General features: G+C 61.0%; 17 protein-coding genes. 7 read left to right on the top strand and 10 right to left on the bottom strand.

What is annotated here, in order from left to right; genetic code table 11:
* Positions 1–5: 5 nt before the first annotated feature.
* Positions 6–1,334 carry a tRNA(Ile)(2)-agmatinylcytidine synthase gene (locus B2G88_RS08530; RefSeq protein ID WP_087714530.1) on the bottom strand — a complete coding sequence of 443 codons (1,329 nt, stop codon included), beginning with the start codon at positions 1,332–1,334 and terminating at the stop codon, positions 6–8.
* 194 nt (positions 1,335–1,528) lie between these two features.
* Between B2G88_RS08530 and B2G88_RS08535 the strand changes: the two genes are divergently transcribed.
* Positions 1,529–2,497, top strand: a complete 969-nt coding sequence (locus tag B2G88_RS08535; protein WP_087714531.1) for a transcriptional regulator — start codon at positions 1,529–1,531, stop codon at positions 2,495–2,497.
* Positions 2,498–2,539: 42 nt separating this feature from the next.
* On the opposite strand, the gene B2G88_RS08540 is transcribed toward B2G88_RS08535, so the two are convergent.
* Both B2G88_RS08540 and B2G88_RS08545 read right to left on the bottom strand, forming a co-directional pair.
* Complete coding sequence (locus tag B2G88_RS08540) at positions 2,540–2,785, bottom strand: glutaredoxin family protein (protein ID WP_054862866.1); 246 nt, start codon at positions 2,783–2,785, stop codon at positions 2,540–2,542.
* Between the two features lie 76 nt (positions 2,786–2,861).
* Positions 2,862–4,319, bottom strand: coding sequence for an NCS2 family permease (locus B2G88_RS08545; RefSeq protein ID WP_087714532.1), 1,458 nt, complete (start codon positions 4,317–4,319; stop codon positions 2,862–2,864).
* Positions 4,320–4,513: 194 nt separating this feature from the next.
* Here B2G88_RS08545 and B2G88_RS08550 point away from each other — a divergent pair, with 194 nt between their 5' ends.
* Positions 4,514–5,176 (top strand): potassium channel family protein, encoded by a 663-nt coding sequence (locus B2G88_RS08550; protein ID WP_054862867.1) that lies wholly within the window; start codon positions 4,514–4,516, stop codon positions 5,174–5,176.
* Positions 5,177–5,237: 61 nt separating this feature from the next.
* Here the strand turns inward: B2G88_RS08550 and B2G88_RS08555 are convergent, their stop codons facing one another.
* Together B2G88_RS08555 and B2G88_RS08560 are read right to left on the bottom strand one after the other, a co-directional pair.
* Positions 5,238–6,455 (bottom strand): RNA-guided endonuclease InsQ/TnpB family protein, encoded by a 1,218-nt coding sequence (locus tag B2G88_RS08555; RefSeq protein ID WP_087714533.1) that lies wholly within the window; start codon positions 6,453–6,455, stop codon positions 5,238–5,240.
* Between the two features lie 358 nt (positions 6,456–6,813).
* Positions 6,814–7,920, bottom strand: a complete 1,107-nt coding sequence (locus tag B2G88_RS08560; protein ID WP_087714534.1) for a DNA methyltransferase — start codon at positions 7,918–7,920, stop codon at positions 6,814–6,816.
* A 170-nt stretch (positions 7,921–8,090) separates the two neighbouring features.
* On the opposite strand from B2G88_RS08560, the gene B2G88_RS08565 reads away from it, so the two are divergent.
* Positions 8,091–9,116 (top strand): glutathione S-transferase family protein, encoded by a 1,026-nt coding sequence (locus B2G88_RS08565; RefSeq protein ID WP_087714535.1) that lies wholly within the window; start codon positions 8,091–8,093, stop codon positions 9,114–9,116.
* Positions 9,117–9,162: 46 nt separating this feature from the next.
* Here the strand turns inward: B2G88_RS08565 and B2G88_RS08570 are convergent, their stop codons facing one another.
* A complete protein-coding gene (locus tag B2G88_RS08570; RefSeq protein ID WP_054862868.1) occupies positions 9,163–9,420 on the bottom strand; it encodes a DUF7535 family protein in 258 nt (85 codons plus the stop codon).
* 70 nt (positions 9,421–9,490) lie between these two features.
* Positions 9,491–10,303 (bottom strand): NAD-dependent epimerase/dehydratase family protein, encoded by an 813-nt coding sequence (locus B2G88_RS08575; RefSeq protein WP_054862869.1) that lies wholly within the window; start codon positions 10,301–10,303, stop codon positions 9,491–9,493.
* A 150-nt stretch (positions 10,304–10,453) separates the two neighbouring features.
* Here B2G88_RS08575 and B2G88_RS08580 point away from each other — a divergent pair, with 150 nt between their 5' ends.
* Positions 10,454–11,206: a twin-arginine translocation signal domain-containing protein gene (locus tag B2G88_RS08580; protein ID WP_087714536.1), complete on the top strand. Its 753-nt coding sequence runs from the start codon at positions 10,454–10,456 to the stop codon at positions 11,204–11,206.
* Positions 11,207–11,277: 71 nt separating this feature from the next.
* Here B2G88_RS08580 and B2G88_RS08585 read toward each other — a convergent pair whose 3' ends face one another.
* Complete coding sequence (locus B2G88_RS08585) at positions 11,278–12,291, bottom strand: alcohol dehydrogenase catalytic domain-containing protein (protein WP_087714537.1); 1,014 nt, start codon at positions 12,289–12,291, stop codon at positions 11,278–11,280.
* 107 nt (positions 12,292–12,398) lie between these two features.
* Here B2G88_RS08585 and B2G88_RS08590 point away from each other — a divergent pair, with 107 nt between their 5' ends.
* Together B2G88_RS08590 and B2G88_RS08595 are read left to right on the top strand one after the other, a co-directional pair.
* Positions 12,399–13,526 carry an AI-2E family transporter gene (locus B2G88_RS08590; protein ID WP_087714538.1) on the top strand — a complete coding sequence of 376 codons (1,128 nt, stop codon included), beginning with the start codon at positions 12,399–12,401 and terminating at the stop codon, positions 13,524–13,526.
* Between the two features lie 76 nt (positions 13,527–13,602).
* Positions 13,603–14,058, top strand: coding sequence for an SRPBCC domain-containing protein (locus B2G88_RS08595; protein ID WP_054862885.1), 456 nt, complete (start codon positions 13,603–13,605; stop codon positions 14,056–14,058).
* A 49-nt stretch (positions 14,059–14,107) separates the two neighbouring features.
* Here B2G88_RS08595 and B2G88_RS08600 read toward each other — a convergent pair whose 3' ends face one another.
* Positions 14,108–14,764 (bottom strand): HAD family hydrolase, encoded by a 657-nt coding sequence (locus tag B2G88_RS08600; protein ID WP_087714539.1) that lies wholly within the window; start codon positions 14,762–14,764, stop codon positions 14,108–14,110.
* 323 nt (positions 14,765–15,087) lie between these two features.
* Here B2G88_RS08600 and B2G88_RS08605 point away from each other — a divergent pair, with 323 nt between their 5' ends.
* Positions 15,088–15,675 carry a DUF6735 family protein gene (locus tag B2G88_RS08605; RefSeq protein WP_054862886.1) on the top strand — a complete coding sequence of 196 codons (588 nt, stop codon included), beginning with the start codon at positions 15,088–15,090 and terminating at the stop codon, positions 15,673–15,675.
* A gap of 2 nt (positions 15,676–15,677) precedes the next feature.
* Here B2G88_RS08605 and B2G88_RS08610 read toward each other — a convergent pair whose 3' ends face one another.
* Positions 15,678–17,459, bottom strand: coding sequence for a MutS-related protein (locus tag B2G88_RS08610; RefSeq protein ID WP_087714540.1), 1,782 nt, complete (start codon positions 17,457–17,459; stop codon positions 15,678–15,680).
* Between the last annotated feature and the right edge of the window lie 51 nt (positions 17,460–17,510).

The raw sequence follows: 17,510 nt of genomic DNA on the forward strand, positions 1-17,510 counted from the left end.
GTGAGCTATCGCTCCGGATGTGTCGGCCCGTCAAACCCGCCACGAACCAGCGGTTTAGCGATGTGACGTCGCGCACACGGCGGGACCTCGTACCAGCCCACGTCGAGGGTGCGCTCGAGTGGGACCTCGCGTTTGCCTGGCGCAGTCGTCCCACAGTCACGACAGCGATACCCCTGATTTCGGCCGGCGCTTTTCATCGTGCGCTCGCAGTCCGGACACAACGGCGTCACGCGTTCAGTGTCGATGAGGTCGCGAACGGCAAACTTCTCGAGTTTGAGCGTTCCCGTCGACACTTCGCCACAGGCGGTGAGGCGGTCGCCGACGCGCAGCGCGCGGACGTGGTCACGAAAGCGCTTGGTCGGCTCGAACGCGGCACACTCGAGGCGGGAACGGTCATCTCCGGTGTCGGCCCCAGCAGTAGTAGCAGTATCCTCGCCGTCGACAACATCCTCGAGCGTGACGAAGACGTGTCCACCGCGTCGCGTCTCTGGTTCGGTGGCGACGCGACCCTCGAGTCGGTACGCGTACCCGTCCTGTGCTGTGTCAAGAGACTCGTCTCGAGCGTCCCGAAGGTGGGCGTCTGTTCCCTGATTGGTCACGAATAGCTGGCTCGAGGCGACGGGTTCGCTCTCGATGTGCTCGGCGACGGTCCGGACGGCCTCGGCGTCGTCACCGCGGATGCCGTGGAGGATTGGACCGGGTGTGTGTGGCACGCAGACGGGATCGTACTCGCTGCGGTCGACCGTATCCCAGACGGTTGGATACGCCGACTCGGCTGCGGTGAAGACGCTCTCGGTGTCGACCTCACGAGGTGTCCCCCAGCGCTCGGGTTCGCGATAGGAGATGTGTTCATAGGTCCACTCAGAACGTGCGTTCCACGCACCGATGGCAGCCAGTGCACCGATTCGCCCACGGCCGTCACCAACGTGCCACGTTTGGTAGTCGTGGCGTGTACACAACTCGCGGGCGTCCGCGATCTCGAGGTGGTCACGGATCGCGTCGGTGGTGAACGCGGCGATTTCATCGGGGACGGCGTCGGGGTCGTCGCCGGTGACAACGAGTCCGGGATGGGTACGCTCGTCGGCAGTTTCGGCGAGGTCGCTGAGGTGCTCGCGCGCGAGGTTGAACGCGACTGCGGGCGAGGCATCGGTGTGAATCGCCAGCGCGGCGTTCCCCCGTGTCTTGTACTCGACAGCGGGATTGAGCCGAACGAGAAGCAGTCGCGAGACGGAAGCACCCTCACGTTGTAACGCTCGAGCGATGGTGGCGGCGACGTAGGTCGTACACATCCCGCGCTCGCGGGAATCGGTATCGTCGAGTCCGACGACGGTCATTATCGCCGATTAGGCGAGCACGGAGTAACGCCTTTCGGGACGCCAGCCAACAGACAGAGCAGGCATATGCGTGATCTACTGCCATAGCAAGAGCAGACCCTATATAACTATACTGCCAGTACGCATTCGAACCGCGTCACGGCAGGGAGGTCTCGGGAAAACTCTTTTATAGCAGGAATAGCTTATTCCCCTCTATGTCTCGTTCCGCACTGGTCGGCAACGTCACCGCGATGCTCGAGGACGCGGGATTTGTGGTCAGCGACCGGTGTGCGATTCGACCGAAGAGCTTCGATATCGCCGCCCGTCGCGGCCAAGACCTGGTCCTCGTGAAGATTCTGGGTAACATCGACGCCTTCAACCAAGCGACCGGCCACGAGATGCGCCGCCTTGGGACCTACCTTGAGGCGACGCCGCTGGTGATCGGCCTGCGCAGTCGTGATGAGGATCTGAAACCGGATGTCGTGTACTTCCGCCACGGTGTCCCGGTCTTCAGTCCAGATACGGCGTACAACCTCTTTATCGAGGACGTGCCGCCCTTGATCTATGCGGCACCTGGCGGGCTTTACGTTAACATCGACGGCGACTTGCTCGCCGACGAACGCGAGGGTCGCGACTGGAGTCTCGGCCAACTCGCGAACGAACTCGGCGTCTCCCGCCGGACGGTCTCGAAGTACGAGGATGGCATGAACGCTTCCGTCGAGATTGCGATGGCGCTGCAGGAACTGTTCGACGCGCCACTGACCAGTCCAGTCGATGTCCTCGATGGCGCAGAGGAAGTCCACGAAACCGACGCGATGCCCGAGGACCCCGAGGCAGATCCCGACGACGAACGCGTCGTCGCGGTCCTTACGCGCGCCGGCTACAAGGTCCATCCGACTGCTCGCTCACCGTTCAAAGCCGTGAGTCGCGAGGAAGACGACGACGAAGACGTCGTTCTGACTGGCCACTCGAAGTTCACCAAAGCCGCCGAAAAACGCGCCCGAATCATGAGTTCGATTGGCCACGTCACGCATACGCGCTCGGTCTACGTCGTCGATCAGGCCAAACAGGAGTCCGTCGACGGCACCGCACTTGTCGAACGCGGTGAACTGGACGAACTCCACGACGCTGCGGAACTCCGAAAAGTGATTCGCGAACGCGCCGAGCACGAAGAAGCCGCCTGATCGCGGTTTCGTGCTCACTGTGTCTGCTGTTTTCAGAACCGATCAGGCGTACGTCTCCTCGAGATAGGCCACGATATCGTCGCTTTCGTGCATGCCGTCGACATCGTGTGCCTCGTCGATGATGACGGGGACGCCGGTCTGACCGCTGACGCGCTCGACTTCGGTTCGGTCGCCGTGAGAGCGTGGCACCTCGATCACGTCGTACTCGAGCTCGAGGTCGTCGAGTTTCGAGCGGACTTTTGCGCAGTACGGACAGCCGGGCAGTTCGTACATCGTGATGTCGGCCATGCGTCTCCGTACGGGATTGTGTGGGAAGAGGTCACCGGTCGGCTACCCGGTTGCCACAAAATATTGTTCAGCAGTCTCAGAACGTGATGGTGCCTGCTTCAATCGCAAAGTACACGGCGAAGTACGCGATGAACGCGATTGCCAGCGTCCACTGTCCAAGCGAGACGTCGCGAGCGTCGCCAACGGCTGTCTTAATCAGCGGGTAGCTGATAATCCCGGCTGCGATTCCGTTCGCGATAGAGGCCGTCAGCGGCATAATGGTGATCGTCAGCCCACTCGAGATGAGCCAGACGGGGTCGTTCCAGTCGATGTCAGCGACGCCTTGCAGCATGATGATTCCGACGACAACCAGCGCGAGGTAGGTCGCATACTGCGGAATCGCAGTCATCAGCGGGACCGTGAACAACGCGAGGAGGAAGAAGGCACCGACGACGAGTGCGGTAAAGCCGGTTCGGCCGCCCTCTTCGATCCCAGTCGAAGATTCGATATAGGTCGTGACTGTCGACGTTCCAATCATCGATCCGAACGTCGTCCCGACTGCATCGGCCATGAGCGGTTTCTCGATTTCGGGAAGGTTCCCGTCTTCGTCGAGGAAGCCGCCAAACTGTGAGACACCGATCAGCGTTCCGGCAGTGTCGAAGAAGTCGACGAAGAAGAACGTAAACACGACCAGAACGAACACGAGTGGCTCTTCTGGGATCATGCTGAGGCCGTCAACAAAGCCCCAAAACAGCGGTGTGAAGTCGTACTGCACCGATGTGAGCATCGAAACGATCCCGTCGTTCGTGATATCATCGTAGGCTCCCTCTGGCGTGAGCACATCGGGTTGGACGATCCCAAGCAGCGTGATTGCCCAGCCCGCAATCGCGGTCGTCACGATACCGATGATGATCGACCCTTTGATGCCGCGGGCATACAGGAAAAAGGTCAATCCGAGTCCGATCACGGAAAGCGCGGCGACCGGGCTTTGGATGGCGTTTCCGAGTTCAATAAGCGTTCCAGAGGGAAGACCATCGGCGTCAACGTACGGGACGACGAGGTCTAACTCCTGCAGGCCGAGAAAGAGCAGGAAAATACCGATACCGGCCCCGACCGCGAACTTCACGGGTTCGGGAAACAGTTCGATAATGTACTTACGCGCACCCACTGCGGTAAGAGCCATGAAAATGATCCCTTCAACGAATACTGCCGCGAGTGCGAGTTCCCACGGGACGCCCAGGACGATCACCACGGTGTACGTGAAGAATGCGTTCAGCCCCATCCCCGGTGCGAGTCCGAACGGACGTTTGGCGTAAAACGCCATCACGGCGGTCGCGACGATTGAGGAAAGAATCGTGACGACCGCGAGCATCTGGAAGACCTCGGTCTGGTCGTAGCCCTCGATAACGATTGCATCACTCAGAATCGCCGGGTTGACGACGATGATGTACGCCATTGCGAGAAACGTCGTAACCCCCGCAAGCGTTTCGGTACGGTAGTCAGTGTCGTGGTCGCTGAAGTTGAAGTAGTCAGCGAGTCTCTCAGCTGCCCCCATGTTGGATGGTCAGGCATAGATACAGCGATTAGTTAAAGGTTCTCGTCTGCGACCGCGTAGAAGTATACATATATATGGATATGTGATGTTGATTTATCACGTCTGAACACTCTTACTGTCAGTAATATATACACGATCTGCTCACTGATCGACGGGACCAACGTATTTTACCTCGGAGCACGTCTCATATTACCATGCGACTTGTCATCGTGGGATACGGCCGGGTCGGCTCGAGAACGGCGCGGATTCTTGTCGAGGAGGGCCACGAGGTCGTCGTCGTCGACAACGACACAGACCGCATCGACCGGGCGACAGACGACGGGTTCGAGACAGTACACGGAAACGGCGCTGACGAAGCAACGCTGCTCGAGGCGGGTATCGAGAGCGCTGATGCGGTCGGCGCGTTCACGCCGGATCTCAACACGAACTTCGCGGCCTGCATGGTCGGCAATCATCACGACTGTCGGACCGCGCTTCGGATCGACGAGGACTACCGCGAGGACATTTACCGAAAGTACGCCGACGAGGTCGACGAAATCATCTACCCCGAGCGACTGGGCGCAGCGGGGGCAAAAACGGCGATGCTCGGCGGGGACTTCAACGTCGTTGCCGACCTCGCGACGAACTTGCAACTGACCGTCATCGAAATTCAGGACGGCTCGCCTGCCATTGGAAAGCGTGTCAGCGACCTCGAGTTGCCGTCGTCTGCGCGGCTCTACGCGCATGGCCGCGAACGTGAGTCGCTGACGATTCCGCTGCCGGGGACCGAACTCGAGGTCGGTGATGAGGTGGCACTCATTACTGAAACAGATCGCGTTGACGACCTGCACTCGGCGCTGTTACCGGCAACTGGCTGAGGTCAACTGCCCCGCGCACGGTGGCGCGGGGCTTGTCAGTGAACTCGGCCTCTGCCGACGGTTAGTCGGACGGGACAAATCCCCGATTTGGCGTCACCGCTCCTGACTTCAGGGCGAGTTGACTATCGCCCGTCCGCTGCGACGACTGTAGGCCGCGACGGACGTACCGCCACCCAACATTCTTCGCACCTACGTAATCCGCATTCTGAGTCGCTTCGCACGACTCACACTCGAACTCCGCCTGTCGCACCCGGTTCCCCTTACTTGTGTGCCCACACTCCGGGCATCGCCGACTCGTATTCTTCGGGCTGACAAACTCGACGCTTATTCCTTCGGCTTCGGCCTTGTACTCCACGAGGTCAACGAGTTGTCGGTGTGCCCACTGGTGGAACTCCTTGACGGGCGGCGCACGTTCTCGAATGTGTTTTAGATTCTCGAACGCGATGTACTCGCAGTCGTGTGTCCGTGCTTCTTCGAGAATCTGGTTAGCGACTTGGTGAAGTTCGTCACGAAGATACCGTGACTCCCTTCCGCTCATCTGCTGAATCGTTCGATGGGCAGATTGTGTACCGGTCTGCTGAATGTTGCCGCGAATCCGCTCGAACTCTCGATGCTGGTGTCGAAGTTCCCTCCCCGACGCGAAGTACGCCGTGCTAGTGGTGGCGATGTTGACGATGCCGAGGTCAACGCCGAGAACTGTCCTGTCCTCGTCGTCATTCTGTTTTTCGACCTGTTTCTTGGGCTTGTCTTTGCGAAAACCAAGGTGGAGGTAGTATTCGCCATCACGCTTCGACAGCGTAGACTCCGTTACTTCCCACTCGTCGTGGTTAAGGTATTCGTGTTGACACCCGTCTTCTTCGTCAGGGAGGTTCAGATCACACTGAATCCGACCATCGACCGTGGAGAGCGAAACAGACCCGTCATCGAACAGCGTCATCGTCCGAGTGTCGTATTTCACCGTGTTACTGATAAATTCCGGTCGAGACGTTTTGTAGTGTTCATCAAGGTCTTCGATTGCTTCGACACCATCAAGCGCGGCTGCGGCCTGATGAGTGGCGAGAATTGCGTGTTGACTTCCGAGACGTGTTTCCCCTAACACCTCGTCGTAGGCAAGGTCTTGGAGGGAGGTTTTCCGCGTTTCACCAACTCTCCATCCTATTCGACTGCTGATGTTGCAGGCAGCTTTCCACTCATCGATGGTGGCATCGAGCAAGTCCTGTTGCTCGTCAGTGAGGATGGGGCGGGTGATTGCGGTGCGTCTCAAGTAGCCGTCTGCCACAGGCTTCAATAGATGATAGAGGTAGTTAATAGGTTGTGGTCAGTGGCAGCGAGTGTCGGCTTCAACCCCGGGCACGGTGGCCCGGGGAATCCGCCTTGATACCTGTTTGAAACAGAAGTATGGGGCGCGTTGGTGAGGTAGCGTTGGATGGGGATTGAAACGGTTGTTGTCCCGAGGTCCCGCTGTGGCCACACAGTGGTCGCGGTCACACCGGAACTGACGGACAACGGTCCGTATGAGGGATGGGGGTGATACCGCACAACGCGCGCCACCTATACCGAGGGAGTACGGGTCTATAAAATTCCGTCAGACAGCTGACTGACGGAGGTCAGACCGGGCTGGCACACCGTGGCGCGACCTACGACGCGTCGATTCGAAAGACCAGTACGTTTTGATGGACCATCGACGGGACGAACGAGAACGGATAGCCATAGACGTGGAGGTCCTTCGTCGGATCGTACCAGACGAGATTCGCCGCAAGCGACAGTGACGTGTGCTCCTCGAGCGCGCGGGCGAGATCCGCTGAAAGGAACTCGTAGGACTGCTCGCGGTACATATCGCCGATGAAGACAACGACATGGCCCGCAGGGTCGACAGCGTCGACGAACAGGTCGAACTTCGAAGCCATGTCAGTGAGCCATTCGTCTTTGGACTGGGTGTGAGCCTGCCCGTCCGTCTCGTCCTCGAGTGTGGCGTCATCAGTCCCCTCGAGTGTATTCCCGGCACTCTCGCTGTTCTCATCGCTACCGTTGCCATCGTCGTCAAACGAACCCAGTTTGCTCTCACGCGTCGCTCGCTCGTTGCGCGTCTGCTCGAGTTCGTCCATGTGCCAGTAGGGAACGTCGGTCAGCAGCAGATCGACGGAGTCGTCTGGGACGGCGTCGATGAGGTCCGCACAGTCGCCGTGTCGAATATCCTGGGCCTCGAGTGGCGGGTCGCCGCGTTCTCGGCGCTCGTCGTTTTCCCGGACGAGAACGCTCTCATAGATGTCGATCCAGCGCTGGTTTTGCTCGAAGCCAATAGCCTCGCGAAGCCCGGTTCCCTCGTGTTCGCAGAAACTCGCGCCCAGTAGTGTGCCCCCCACGCCAGCAAACGGGTCGAGAACGGTGTCACCGGCCTTGCTGAATCGGCCGATGAGGTCCGCACAGAGGCGGGGCGGTTTCTGCCCGCCGTGGTCGCTTCGCAGGTCGTGTTGGACGGCCGGCGGATACCCCTCTGGTATCACCGATTTTGTGGCGTACTTCCACTCTTTGCCCGTGAGATCGTTGACTCGATTGCGCTCGTCGTAGATTCCGCGCCCCTCGACGTACTGTTGATGGTCCGCGAGGTCGTCGGTGTCGATCACCTCGCCATCTTCGACCGGCAGGGACTCTTCCCGTGCGCGGTCGGCATCGAATTCGCCCTCATCGTCCGTGAACAGCCGGCTCTGGCGGTGGCGATCCGGTTCGTCCCCGTTGTCCGTCATAGCCTCGAGTGCTCACGCTGCGTGTATAAACACCTGTGACTCGAGTGGGACTGACGCACCGCACGCTCGAGTGGAACCGGGGCGAGAGTGTCATGCACTCACTGGCGCTTTCAAGCCGGTGACACTGGGGTTAGCGAGTCCCTTTCAGGCTCGAGCACCTTGTGTGCGGTATGAACATGCTCGTCGATGGCGAGTGGCGAACCGATGCGTACGAGACAACCGGCGAGGACGGCTCGTTTGACCGGCAAGAGACGTCGTTTCGCGACTGGATTCAGGACGATCCAGATGCCCGATTCCAGCCTGAAGCGGGCCGATATCACCTGTACGTCTCGTATGCCTGCCCGTGGGCACACCGAACGCTCGTCACGCGCGCGCTGAAGGGCCTCGAGGACGCTATCTCGGTGTCCGTCGTCGATCCCTATCGTGGCGAGGATGGCTGGCAGTTCACCCCCGAAAAGGAGGGCTGTACGCGCGATCATATTCACGGCGCAGACTACCTGCGAGAGTTGTACGTCGAGGCAGATCCGGAGATGACCGGGCGCGTAACGGTCCCCGTGCTATGGGACACGGAAGAAGAAACCATCGTCAACAACGAGTCCAAGGAAGTGATGCGGATGCTCGATACTGAGTTCGACGATGTTGCAACCCGGGACGTTGATCTCTATCCCGAGGGCCTGCAGGACGAGGTTGATCGGGTTATGGAGGAAATTTACGAGCCGATTAATAACGGCGTCTATCGGGCCGGCTTCGCGACGGAACAGGGACCCTACGACGAGGCTGTTTCCGATCTGTTCGACGCGCTCGATCACTGGGACGATGTCCTCGCCGACCAGCGATATCTCGCAGGCGACCAGCTCACGGAAGCCGATATCGCGATGTTCACGACGCTCATTCGGTTCGACAATGTCTATCACACGCACTTCATGTGCAACGTCCGTCAGATCCGTGAGTACGACAATCTGTGGCCGTACCTGCGCGACCTATACCAGACGAGCGTCGGTGACCAGCGGGACGGCTACGGAGTCGCAGACACCGTCGACATGGACCACATTAAAGAACACTACTACACAACCCACCCTGATGTGACTCCACACGGGATCATCGCCCGCGGACCGGACCTCGACCTCGAGGCACCCCACAACCGGAACGAGCTACCGGGTAGCCCACCAGACACACTCTCGAGTACCGAACAGTAGCACAGCGAGACGCACCTACGCGAGAGACTGATTCTCGAGAAACAGTTCAGTCGTCGTCTTCGTCTTCGGGTTCGTCAGGCTGGGGTGCCTGCGGCCGGTAGCGATCCGCGTCGGTTCGCCAGGATTCAAACGTGGGCTCTGTTGGCTCGTCGGCGAAGAACACCCGCCAGACCACATATACAGGAATCAGAATCGGCAGCGCGGGAAGCATGATGATGAGCAATACCGCGCCCATCACGTACCCGAACGCCGACATCTGAAGATTCGGGACATAGCCCGTCGACTGAGAGACCTTGATCGCCATACCGACGTGTAGACGGGGTCCGATATTTGGTCTTTCGATACTGAAACTCGAGGAGTGGAGACAGCGACCGTTATTCTATCTCGAGGCCGTCGCGATCTGCCGAGTCGTCCGATAGCACGACCTCGGCGTCGTCCTGCGGTCGATAGCCGAGTTCGAGCATCGTTTCGGCGAGTGAGAGGAAGCGCGCCGAATTATTCGAGATGCCGTGGGCCGTCGTCGGTGACTGCTCGAGCGGGCGCGTCGCGGCGGCGTGGATGAGTCGCTGGCAGTCTTCGGGACTGAGCCACATTGCACGAGCAAACCGCTCGCCTGCGCCGTCGTACTCGCTCAGTTTTTGACGAAGTTCCTCGCGCGTGAGCACCCAGCCAATTCGCAGGGTGACCACGTCGAGGCCGTGGCGTTTGGCGTAATACGATCCCAACGCCTCGCCGAAGACTTTCGTGACGCCGTAGTACGTATCTGGTGCTGGAGGATCTTCTGGGCGGATGACGTCTGGCTCGCCAACCGTCGACTCCGGGCGCACGGCCGAGACGACGTTCGTCATATTGACCGCGTGATTTGAACTCGCGAAGACTACGCGCTCGAGATCGTTCTGGAGGGCGGCCTCGTAGGCGTTGTAGACGCCATCGATGTTCGGCCCGCGAACGCTCTCCCACTCGGCGCTCGGGTCGGGGTTCGCCGCGAGGTGGACGAGCACGTCCTGGCCCTCGAGTGCGTCGACGAACGCGTCGTGGTCGGTGATCTCGAGCGTCTCGGTCTCGAGGTCTTCGGTGTCGCTGTGTGAGAAGAGCGTAAGCGACGCATCCGTGTCGCTTCCAGAGAATGCGTCGATGGCCTCACGGCCGACAGTACCTGACGCACCAGTGATTGCAATGTTCGGCATAGTGAGTCGACACCGGGCACGGCAAAGTAGGTCGGGCCAGCGGTGTCCGGCCAAATCTCCACTCACCGCGTGCTGGGTGTGGTTGTCCGGTGCGTTGACGCCTATCCCAATAAACGAATACTTTTTGACACCTCCGCTCGAGACGAAAGTATGGACCGACGTTCATTTCTCGGATCGGCAGCCGTCGGGGCGGCTGGGATGCTCGCCGGCTGTCTCTCTGCGGGCGTGACCGTGACGTCCGCCGAGACATCGTATCCGTCTGCGGCTGGTGCCGTCTACCAGTTGCGAAGCGAACTGACGGACGAGTCGCAGGAATCGTCGGTTTCGTTCGAGTCGCTGTCCCGTGAACAGCGACTCGAGGTTGCAAACGCGATTCACCGAGGTGAGTACCTGCTTGCCGAGTCGCCAGCGATTTCTGCGGATGACGTCTCGAGTGTCGACTATCGCGACCAGACGTTCACCGTCAGCTATGGCATCAGTGATGGGATCGGATACGGCCAGAATCCCGACACACTCGATTTTGTCACGTTCGATGCGACCGCCACCGGCACCGAACTCGAGTGCTCGATGACCAACAGTCATTCCGCCCCGCTCGAGGTGTTTCACACCGGCCGACCGTACTTTGGGGTTGGTGTGGCAGTCGGCGAGACAGTCACACTGCTGGCTCACGACCGATACGTCGAAAACGACACCATCGAGATCTACCCCATCACCAGACAGCCACCACACCCACCTCGAGAGCGAACGGCGACGATTGAGCCCGGTGACTCGCTCACTGAATCGTATATCATCGGCGATTCAGTTCCGGGTGACGCCGTTGTGTACGTGTCGACTCTCATCAGAAACGACGCGCTGGGTATCGGTGAGTTCCCCACTGGCCGATTCTCACTCGAGACGGACTGATACTGTCGGACAGTCTCAGCGTTTCGGCCCCGTTCGGTTGAAACTCGTCTGGTTTTTGCCCGGGAGTATGACTATGGTTTGACGACGAACTTTCCGACGCGCTCGCGCGCTGCCATCGCGGCGAACGCCTCGCCGGTCGCCTCGAGTGGATACGTCTCACTGATCGCGGGCTCGAGATCGCCGGCTGCGACGAGGCCGACGAGCCGTCGTAAGTCATCCTGCGTCCCCATCGTTGAGCCGACAATACGCTTGTGCTCGAGGAACAGATCCGGCACGTCAATCGTCGAGTCGCTGCCTGCGGTGCGGCCACAGATGACCATCGTACCACCGCGGCGCATGACCTGCTGGCCGAGTGCAGTGTACTCCCCGCCGAGGTGGTTGATAACAGCATCCGGCGCGCCGATTTCCGACACCGCCTCCCGGATGTCGTCGATGTCGGTCGAGTGAATCCCGTGCTCGAGGCCGAGTTCTTGGACGCACTCGAGTTTCGCGGCGCTCGAGGAGGTGCCGATGGTCGACGCGCCCAACACGGCCGCGAGTTGCACCGTTGCAACGCCGACGCCGCCGGTCGCACCCGGGACGAACACGAGATCACCAGGCCCAACATCGGCGCGCCGGAGCATGCGGAAGGCAGTCATGTACGCCGTTGGAATCGCGGCCGCAGTTGTCATGGACACGTCGTCGGGCAGCGCGAGCAGCCGGTCGGCCGCAACGCAGGCGACCTCCGCGAGCCCGCCGTGATACAGCGAGAAGTTCTCGCACAGGTTTTCGGGCCCCTCGCGGCAGAACCGACAGCTCCCGCAGGTTTTGTTCGGGCAAAGAACAACCCGGTCGCCGGGTTCGACGCTCGAGACGCCCTCGCCAACGTCTCGGACCGTTCCGGCCACGTCGAGACCCGTCACGAACGGCAGGTCATCGGTGTCGACCATCGCGGAATCCCCCTCGAGAATCCAGAGATCGTGGCGATTGATCGCACAGGCGGCGACGTCGACGACGGCCTCGCCGGGGCTAGGGTGGAGCCGCTCGCGGTCGATCACACTCACTCCGTCCGGGCCGATCAGATCGGTAAAGGCTGCGGCACGCATTGGTCTCGAGTCGACCGCGAGAGCAAAGGTTCTAGGGCCGGCCTCGAGTTATATACACCGTCATCGCTCATGCAAACGTTCATCTACGATGAATGAGATCTGTGCACATGAACCGCGGCAAAGGATTTTTGCTCCTCCTGCTGGCGATTGTCGTCGTCCTCGTCGTCGGCATCGTTCGGCCGTTTCTGGAATATGTCCTCCTTGGACTGCTCCTCGCGTACGTGCTTTTTCCGATTCACGTTCGGCTAGTTGACGTCCTCAGCACCCGTCTCCCGACCGCTCGATTCGCTGAACCGCTCTCCGCTCTCGGACTGATACTGGCCAGTCTCGTTGCGATTATCCTTCCGCTGCTGTACGTATTCCTTGCGTTCCTCGGCGACTTGCAGGTGATCTACCGGGGCGAATCGAACATCGAAACTGCTCTGATAGAATCGAAAATCGCGGAGTACGCAGGAGCTGAAATCAACCTCGAGGAGGGGATTACGCTCGTCACCGAGTGGATGTTCGCCGTCTTCTTCGGCGACGTGTCGGGGCTGTTTGCCTCGATGCTTCACGCCTCGCTCGGGATTGCGCTGTTGCTCTTTCTGGTCTTTTATTTGCTCATCGACGGGCCTGCACTGGTCGCGTGGCTTACCCAGGCGAGTCCGCTCTCGCCATCGGTTAGCCAGACGTTGACCGACCAGATCGACCGGACGACGTGGGGTGCGGTCGTCGGCCACGCCTTTGCTGCCGTCGTCCAGGCCCTCGTCGCCGGCGTCGGCTTCTATCTGGTGGGCATCTCGAACGTAGTGTTCTGGACGATTGTGATGGTTATTCTGGCGTTCTTGCCGCTGATCGGCGTGTTCATCGTCTGGGCACCGGCTGCGGTCTATCTCTATCTCATCGACGAACCGACTGCCGCCGTGTTTCTGGCCGCCTACGGTCTCATCGTCGTGAGTTTCATCGATTACTACGTTCGGCCAATCGTCATCGACAAGCGAGCCCGAATCAATCCCGCAGCGATTCTTGTCGGCGTTTTCGGCGGCGTCTACACGCTCGGCTTTGTCGGCCTGTTCGTCGGCCCAATCCTGATCGGCGTCCTCGTCGCGATCATCGAAACCTACCGAACGGAGTATCGCGACGGACAGCGCCAGCAGTCGAACACTGTCACTGAATCCACACCCCAGCACGGCGACTCGAGTGAGTCCGCAACTCCACTCGATGCAACCGATGAGCAGTCTCGCCCGATACGGTAACGTGCTCGAGGGCTGGCTCGCGATCCCGTCAGCTGCCACCAACACGGGTATTGCCATGTGTGCGGTACTATACCACATGGAACAGATCGAGTTATTCGAAGAAATCGACGCGCCACCGGAGGTCGTCTGGAACGTCCTCCTCGAGTTCGACAGCTACCCGGAGTGGAACCCGTTCGTTCGGGCAATCGAAGGCGTTCCTGCCACAGGCGAACAACTCGAGGTTCGGATCGAACCACCGGATTCTCGTGGGATGACGTTCAAACCCACCGTCATCGCCGTCGACGACAAGCGTCGCCTCGCCTGGGCTGGCCGACTGATCGTCCCGTTTGTCTTCGATGGCTACCACGAGTTCCACCTCGAGCCACTCGACGACGATGGAGCGGCCGAACGAACGCGACTGCTTCACCGCGAAACGTTCCGCGGCGCGCTCGTCCCACTGCTGTTCGACCGCGACCGCCTCGAGCGTGGCTTCGAGGCAATGAATACGGCAATCAAAGACCGGGCGGAAGCCCGCGTCGCTGCAACAGCGTGACCGGCGTCTACTGGCCGCTCTTGCTGGTGGACCCGATCAACCGAGAACGTCAGAACAGGTCGACGAGCCCCTCGAGCGAGTGGATTTCGTGTGCTGGCGTCGTCGGTAGCTCGTACTCGTGGCGGTGCTCTCGGCGGATAAACGCCGCGTCGATTCCTGCCTTCTCGGCTGCGGTCACGTCGACCCGGCTATCGCCGACGTACAGCGGATTCGAAACGCCCAACTCGTCGATTGCCGACTCGAGATAGTACGCGTTGGGTTTCTTGCGCTGGATTCCCTGTATCGTTGGCTCTCGCCCGTACCAGACCTCGAACCCGTCCAGTGCGAGGTGCTCGAGAATGTTCCTGATCGTCTCGTGTTGGTTGTTGCTTACAATCGCCTGTGGCACAGCGAGTCGCTCGAGGGCGGCGACATCGTCGTAGAGGCGCTTTCGGCCAGCAGTGATTTCGGCGCGTTGGGCCGCAATCGCCGCCTGTTCGCGAGCGTGCCAGAGCGTTTCGGGCTCGACCGCGTGCGTCTCAGCAACCTGTCGCAGCGAGGCAACGCTCGGGCTGATGAGTTCCTCGAGGTGCTCGTCTGTCGGCTCGCGCTCGCTTACGTTCTCGAGTGCCGTCTGCATCGCCTGGACCAGCACGTCGTACTCCGTCGGCGTCGTCAGGACGCCGTCGTTATCGAAGATGACCGCATCGTACGTGTTCGCTCCCATTCACCTCGAGAGAGGGGACGGAGCCGTTTTGGCGTTGCGCTCGAGTCGCGTCAGTTCTTGCTCGGTGGATGCCATCTTTGAAATAGGGTGGCGCGGCCAAAGCTGGTGATGGGTTCCACACTATCGTCCACTCACCCGTGCGACCCGGGTTGTGTTGCTGGCACGCGGCGGCCGCCTCGGACTCGAGTCAAACCGCTTGGACTGACATGCGCTTCTACCCGACGACTGCTGAAATCCCCAAGTTACGCGACCAAGGCCACTGTCGCGGTCACGCAGACCTCCGTCACCTCGAGCACCCACAGCCGACCGGAGGCGAGGCGATGATGGGTCATCGCGCACTCGTCGCCTACGAGCGCCCCGATCACCTGTACGATCTGCGCTACAGCCACTGGGGCGGACAAGACGACTCGCTCAGAGACGAGATCACCGCCGACGCACCACTTGCAGATGGCGCAGTCGACGGCTCGCTGCTCGCTGATTCGATTACTCGAGACCGCATCCTCGCCGAGCATCTCGACCCCTGCGTTCACGAACTGCTGTACGTCGTCTCACCCGAAGCCGACTACACGGTCACGGCCTCGGTCGTCTGCTGGCTCGAGTGGGGCGACGGCCGCGACGCCGGTCGTGGCGCGCTCATCTCACTCGAGCCCGATGACGATGTCCACCGCGTCCGGACGTGGTTTCGCGCAACCAAAACGGTCCTCGGCGATAGCATCGAGATGGGCGCGCTCTCGAGACGGGCTGCTCGCACCTATCTCGAGGCTCGCGTCTGTGAGGACTACGACGGCACGATCTACACACATGGACGTTCGCTCGATGAGCCAGATGCTTACGAGCCGCGACGGGACCGATTGCTGGCAGACGATGCCTGGGACGCAGACGACGGACTCGGCGGTGTTGGCCCTCACTAACGTTATTCCGCCTGGCTGTCGCTCCAGCGCGCATCCGCGAGCGTCCGCTGGACGACATCGTTGCCGACGGCCTCGCCGAGCGTCTCGAAGCCCGCCCGCTCGCTGCGGTCGTCGGCGTTTGCGACCAGTCGAGAGACGATGAACTCCGGCGTCGAACGCCCGACCGTATCGAAGCGGGGTTGGTAGTCGACCAGCAACTCGAGGTCAGGATTCAGCCCTTCCGCAAAGATACCGTCAACGCGAGCCTCCGGCGGCAGTGGCTCTAAATCGTCCGCGAGGTGGGTGACGAACACCCCCAGCGCGTCGCGCTCGACGGTCAGACGGACGAGTCCGTGCAGCAGATCCGCCGCGCTGCCGGGTTCGGTGATCGCCTCAAACTCGTCGACCAGCATCAGCGTGCGCCCGCCAGAGGACAACGGCGGCACAATCGAGCGCAGGGTTGACTCGAGGACGCCCGCGTTGAAACTCGCATGGCGGCGATGGAACACAAGCGAGTCGACGGGCGTTACTTCGGCACGGTCGGCGGGGACGGGCAAGCCCATCATCGCGAGCAGGACGACCTGACACAGTGTCTCGAGCAGCGTCGTCTTCCCACCGCTGTTCGCGCCGGTGAGGACGGTTACGCGTTCCTCGTCGGGGGCTTTCTCGAGATCTGCCTCCGTGAGTTCGTGCTCGCCAAGCGCGTACGTCACGGGCTGGACTGCCTCCTCGTCGGTCGCTGCGATGGAGAGATTGCGGGCGTTGTGGACGGAGACGGCGGCATCGGATCCCTCGCGAAACGTCGGCCGCGTACAGTCGTAGGCGAGTGCAAAGCGCGCCAGCGACAGGTGCAATGCAATGTCGTCGACCGCGGAGACGGCCTGCGAGACGGCGTCGTCGGCCTCGGCGAGCGTCGCTTCGAACTCGCTTGCGACTGACTGCTCGCGCTCGTCGATGGCTGCGGTGAGATCGCTTCGCAGTGTTCGCAACGTTGTGCCGACGAAATCAGTCGCGTCGGTCGCGTCGGTCGGCATCGCCTCGCGGATCCGGTCGACGGTCACGTTCGTCTCCGTCCGCAGGTGATCCTCGAACGCCTCCTGAAACTGGTCGACAGTGCGAACGGCGTCCGAGCGCAACTCCTCGATCAGATCCAGCGCGTTGGCGTCCATATCCTCGACCGCGCCCAGCGCATCCCGGAGTCGATCCAGTTCGTCGTCCGCACCGCGTGCAACCCGACCGCGGGCTCCCTCGAGTGCCCCCAGTGCGTCCGCCGCATCTGTAAGCGTCTCGCGCTCGAGGTCGGCAATCGCCGCGAACGGACCGGAGTCGACGCCCGCCTCGAGCAATGCGAGGGCAGCCTCGACGGCCGCGTGTTCGCTCTCGTTGCGCTCGTCATAGTGTGCATATGCCGTCAGCACAGTCTCGCGGTCGTCGTCTTCGAGGTCGGCCCAGGCGTCCCGCGCGGCGAGGACGTCCTCGAGACGGTCGGTCATCGCTTCGCGGCTGGAGAGTGGCGTCAACACGCGGATACGGTCGGCCGCACGCTGTGTCACGGCGTACTCGGCGGCCAGATCGAGGAGGTCCTTGTACGCCGAGCGCGAATCACTCGTCGCCAGTACGTCGATACCGTCTCCGCCTGTTGCCCGCCGCAAAATTCGCGTGGCACGACCGCGGGCTAACCCGGCGTCCGCAAGCGCGCGCACGTCTCCGCTCTCGATTGCCTGTGTCGCCCGTTCCTGTCCTAACTCCTCGAGCAACGTCTCCCGGGTCTTCGGGCCGACGCCCCAGTACTCCTCGAGTCGCATAGTCTACTCGAGGTGTTCGAGGGAACTGTCTTGATACTGCCGGATAGCGCG

The sequence above is a fragment of the Natronolimnobius baerhuensis genome (assembly GCF_002177135.1).
Taxonomy (GTDB): domain Archaea; phylum Halobacteriota; class Halobacteria; order Halobacteriales; family Natrialbaceae; genus Natronolimnobius; species Natronolimnobius baerhuensis.

Bases quoted from the DNA above. Each gene is read 5' to 3' on its own strand.
- B2G88_RS08530 (WP_087714530.1), bottom strand. From the start codon at position 1,334: ATGACCGTCGTCGGACTCGACGATACCGATTCCCGCGAGCGCGGGATG.
- B2G88_RS08535 (WP_087714531.1), top strand. From the start codon at position 1,529: ATGTCTCGTTCCGCACTGGTCGGCAACGTCACCGCGATGCTCGAGGAC.
- B2G88_RS08540 (WP_054862866.1), bottom strand. From the start codon at position 2,785: ATGGCCGACATCACGATGTACGAACTGCCCGGCTGTCCGTACTGCGCA.
- B2G88_RS08545 (WP_087714532.1), bottom strand. From the start codon at position 4,319: ATGGGGGCAGCTGAGAGACTCGCTGACTACTTCAACTTCAGCGACCAC.
- B2G88_RS08550 (WP_054862867.1), top strand. From the start codon at position 4,514: ATGCGACTTGTCATCGTGGGATACGGCCGGGTCGGCTCGAGAACGGCG.
- B2G88_RS08560 (WP_087714534.1), bottom strand. From the start codon at position 7,920: ATGACGGACAACGGGGACGAACCGGATCGCCACCGCCAGAGCCGGCTG.
- B2G88_RS08565 (WP_087714535.1), top strand. From the start codon at position 8,091: ATGAACATGCTCGTCGATGGCGAGTGGCGAACCGATGCGTACGAGACA.
- B2G88_RS08570 (WP_054862868.1), bottom strand. From the start codon at position 9,420: ATGGCGATCAAGGTCTCTCAGTCGACGGGCTATGTCCCGAATCTTCAG.
- B2G88_RS08575 (WP_054862869.1), bottom strand. From the start codon at position 10,303: ATGCCGAACATTGCAATCACTGGTGCGTCAGGTACTGTCGGCCGTGAG.
- B2G88_RS08580 (WP_087714536.1), top strand. From the start codon at position 10,454: ATGGACCGACGTTCATTTCTCGGATCGGCAGCCGTCGGGGCGGCTGGG.
- B2G88_RS08585 (WP_087714537.1), bottom strand. From the start codon at position 12,291: ATGCGTGCCGCAGCCTTTACCGATCTGATCGGCCCGGACGGAGTGAGT.
- B2G88_RS08590 (WP_087714538.1), top strand. From the start codon at position 12,399: ATGAACCGCGGCAAAGGATTTTTGCTCCTCCTGCTGGCGATTGTCGTC.
- B2G88_RS08595 (WP_054862885.1), top strand. From the start codon at position 13,603: ATGGAACAGATCGAGTTATTCGAAGAAATCGACGCGCCACCGGAGGTC.
- B2G88_RS08600 (WP_087714539.1), bottom strand. From the start codon at position 14,764: ATGGGAGCGAACACGTACGATGCGGTCATCTTCGATAACGACGGCGTC.
- B2G88_RS08605 (WP_054862886.1), top strand. From the start codon at position 15,088: ATGGGTCATCGCGCACTCGTCGCCTACGAGCGCCCCGATCACCTGTAC.
- B2G88_RS08610 (WP_087714540.1), bottom strand. From the start codon at position 17,459: ATGCGACTCGAGGAGTACTGGGGCGTCGGCCCGAAGACCCGGGAGACG.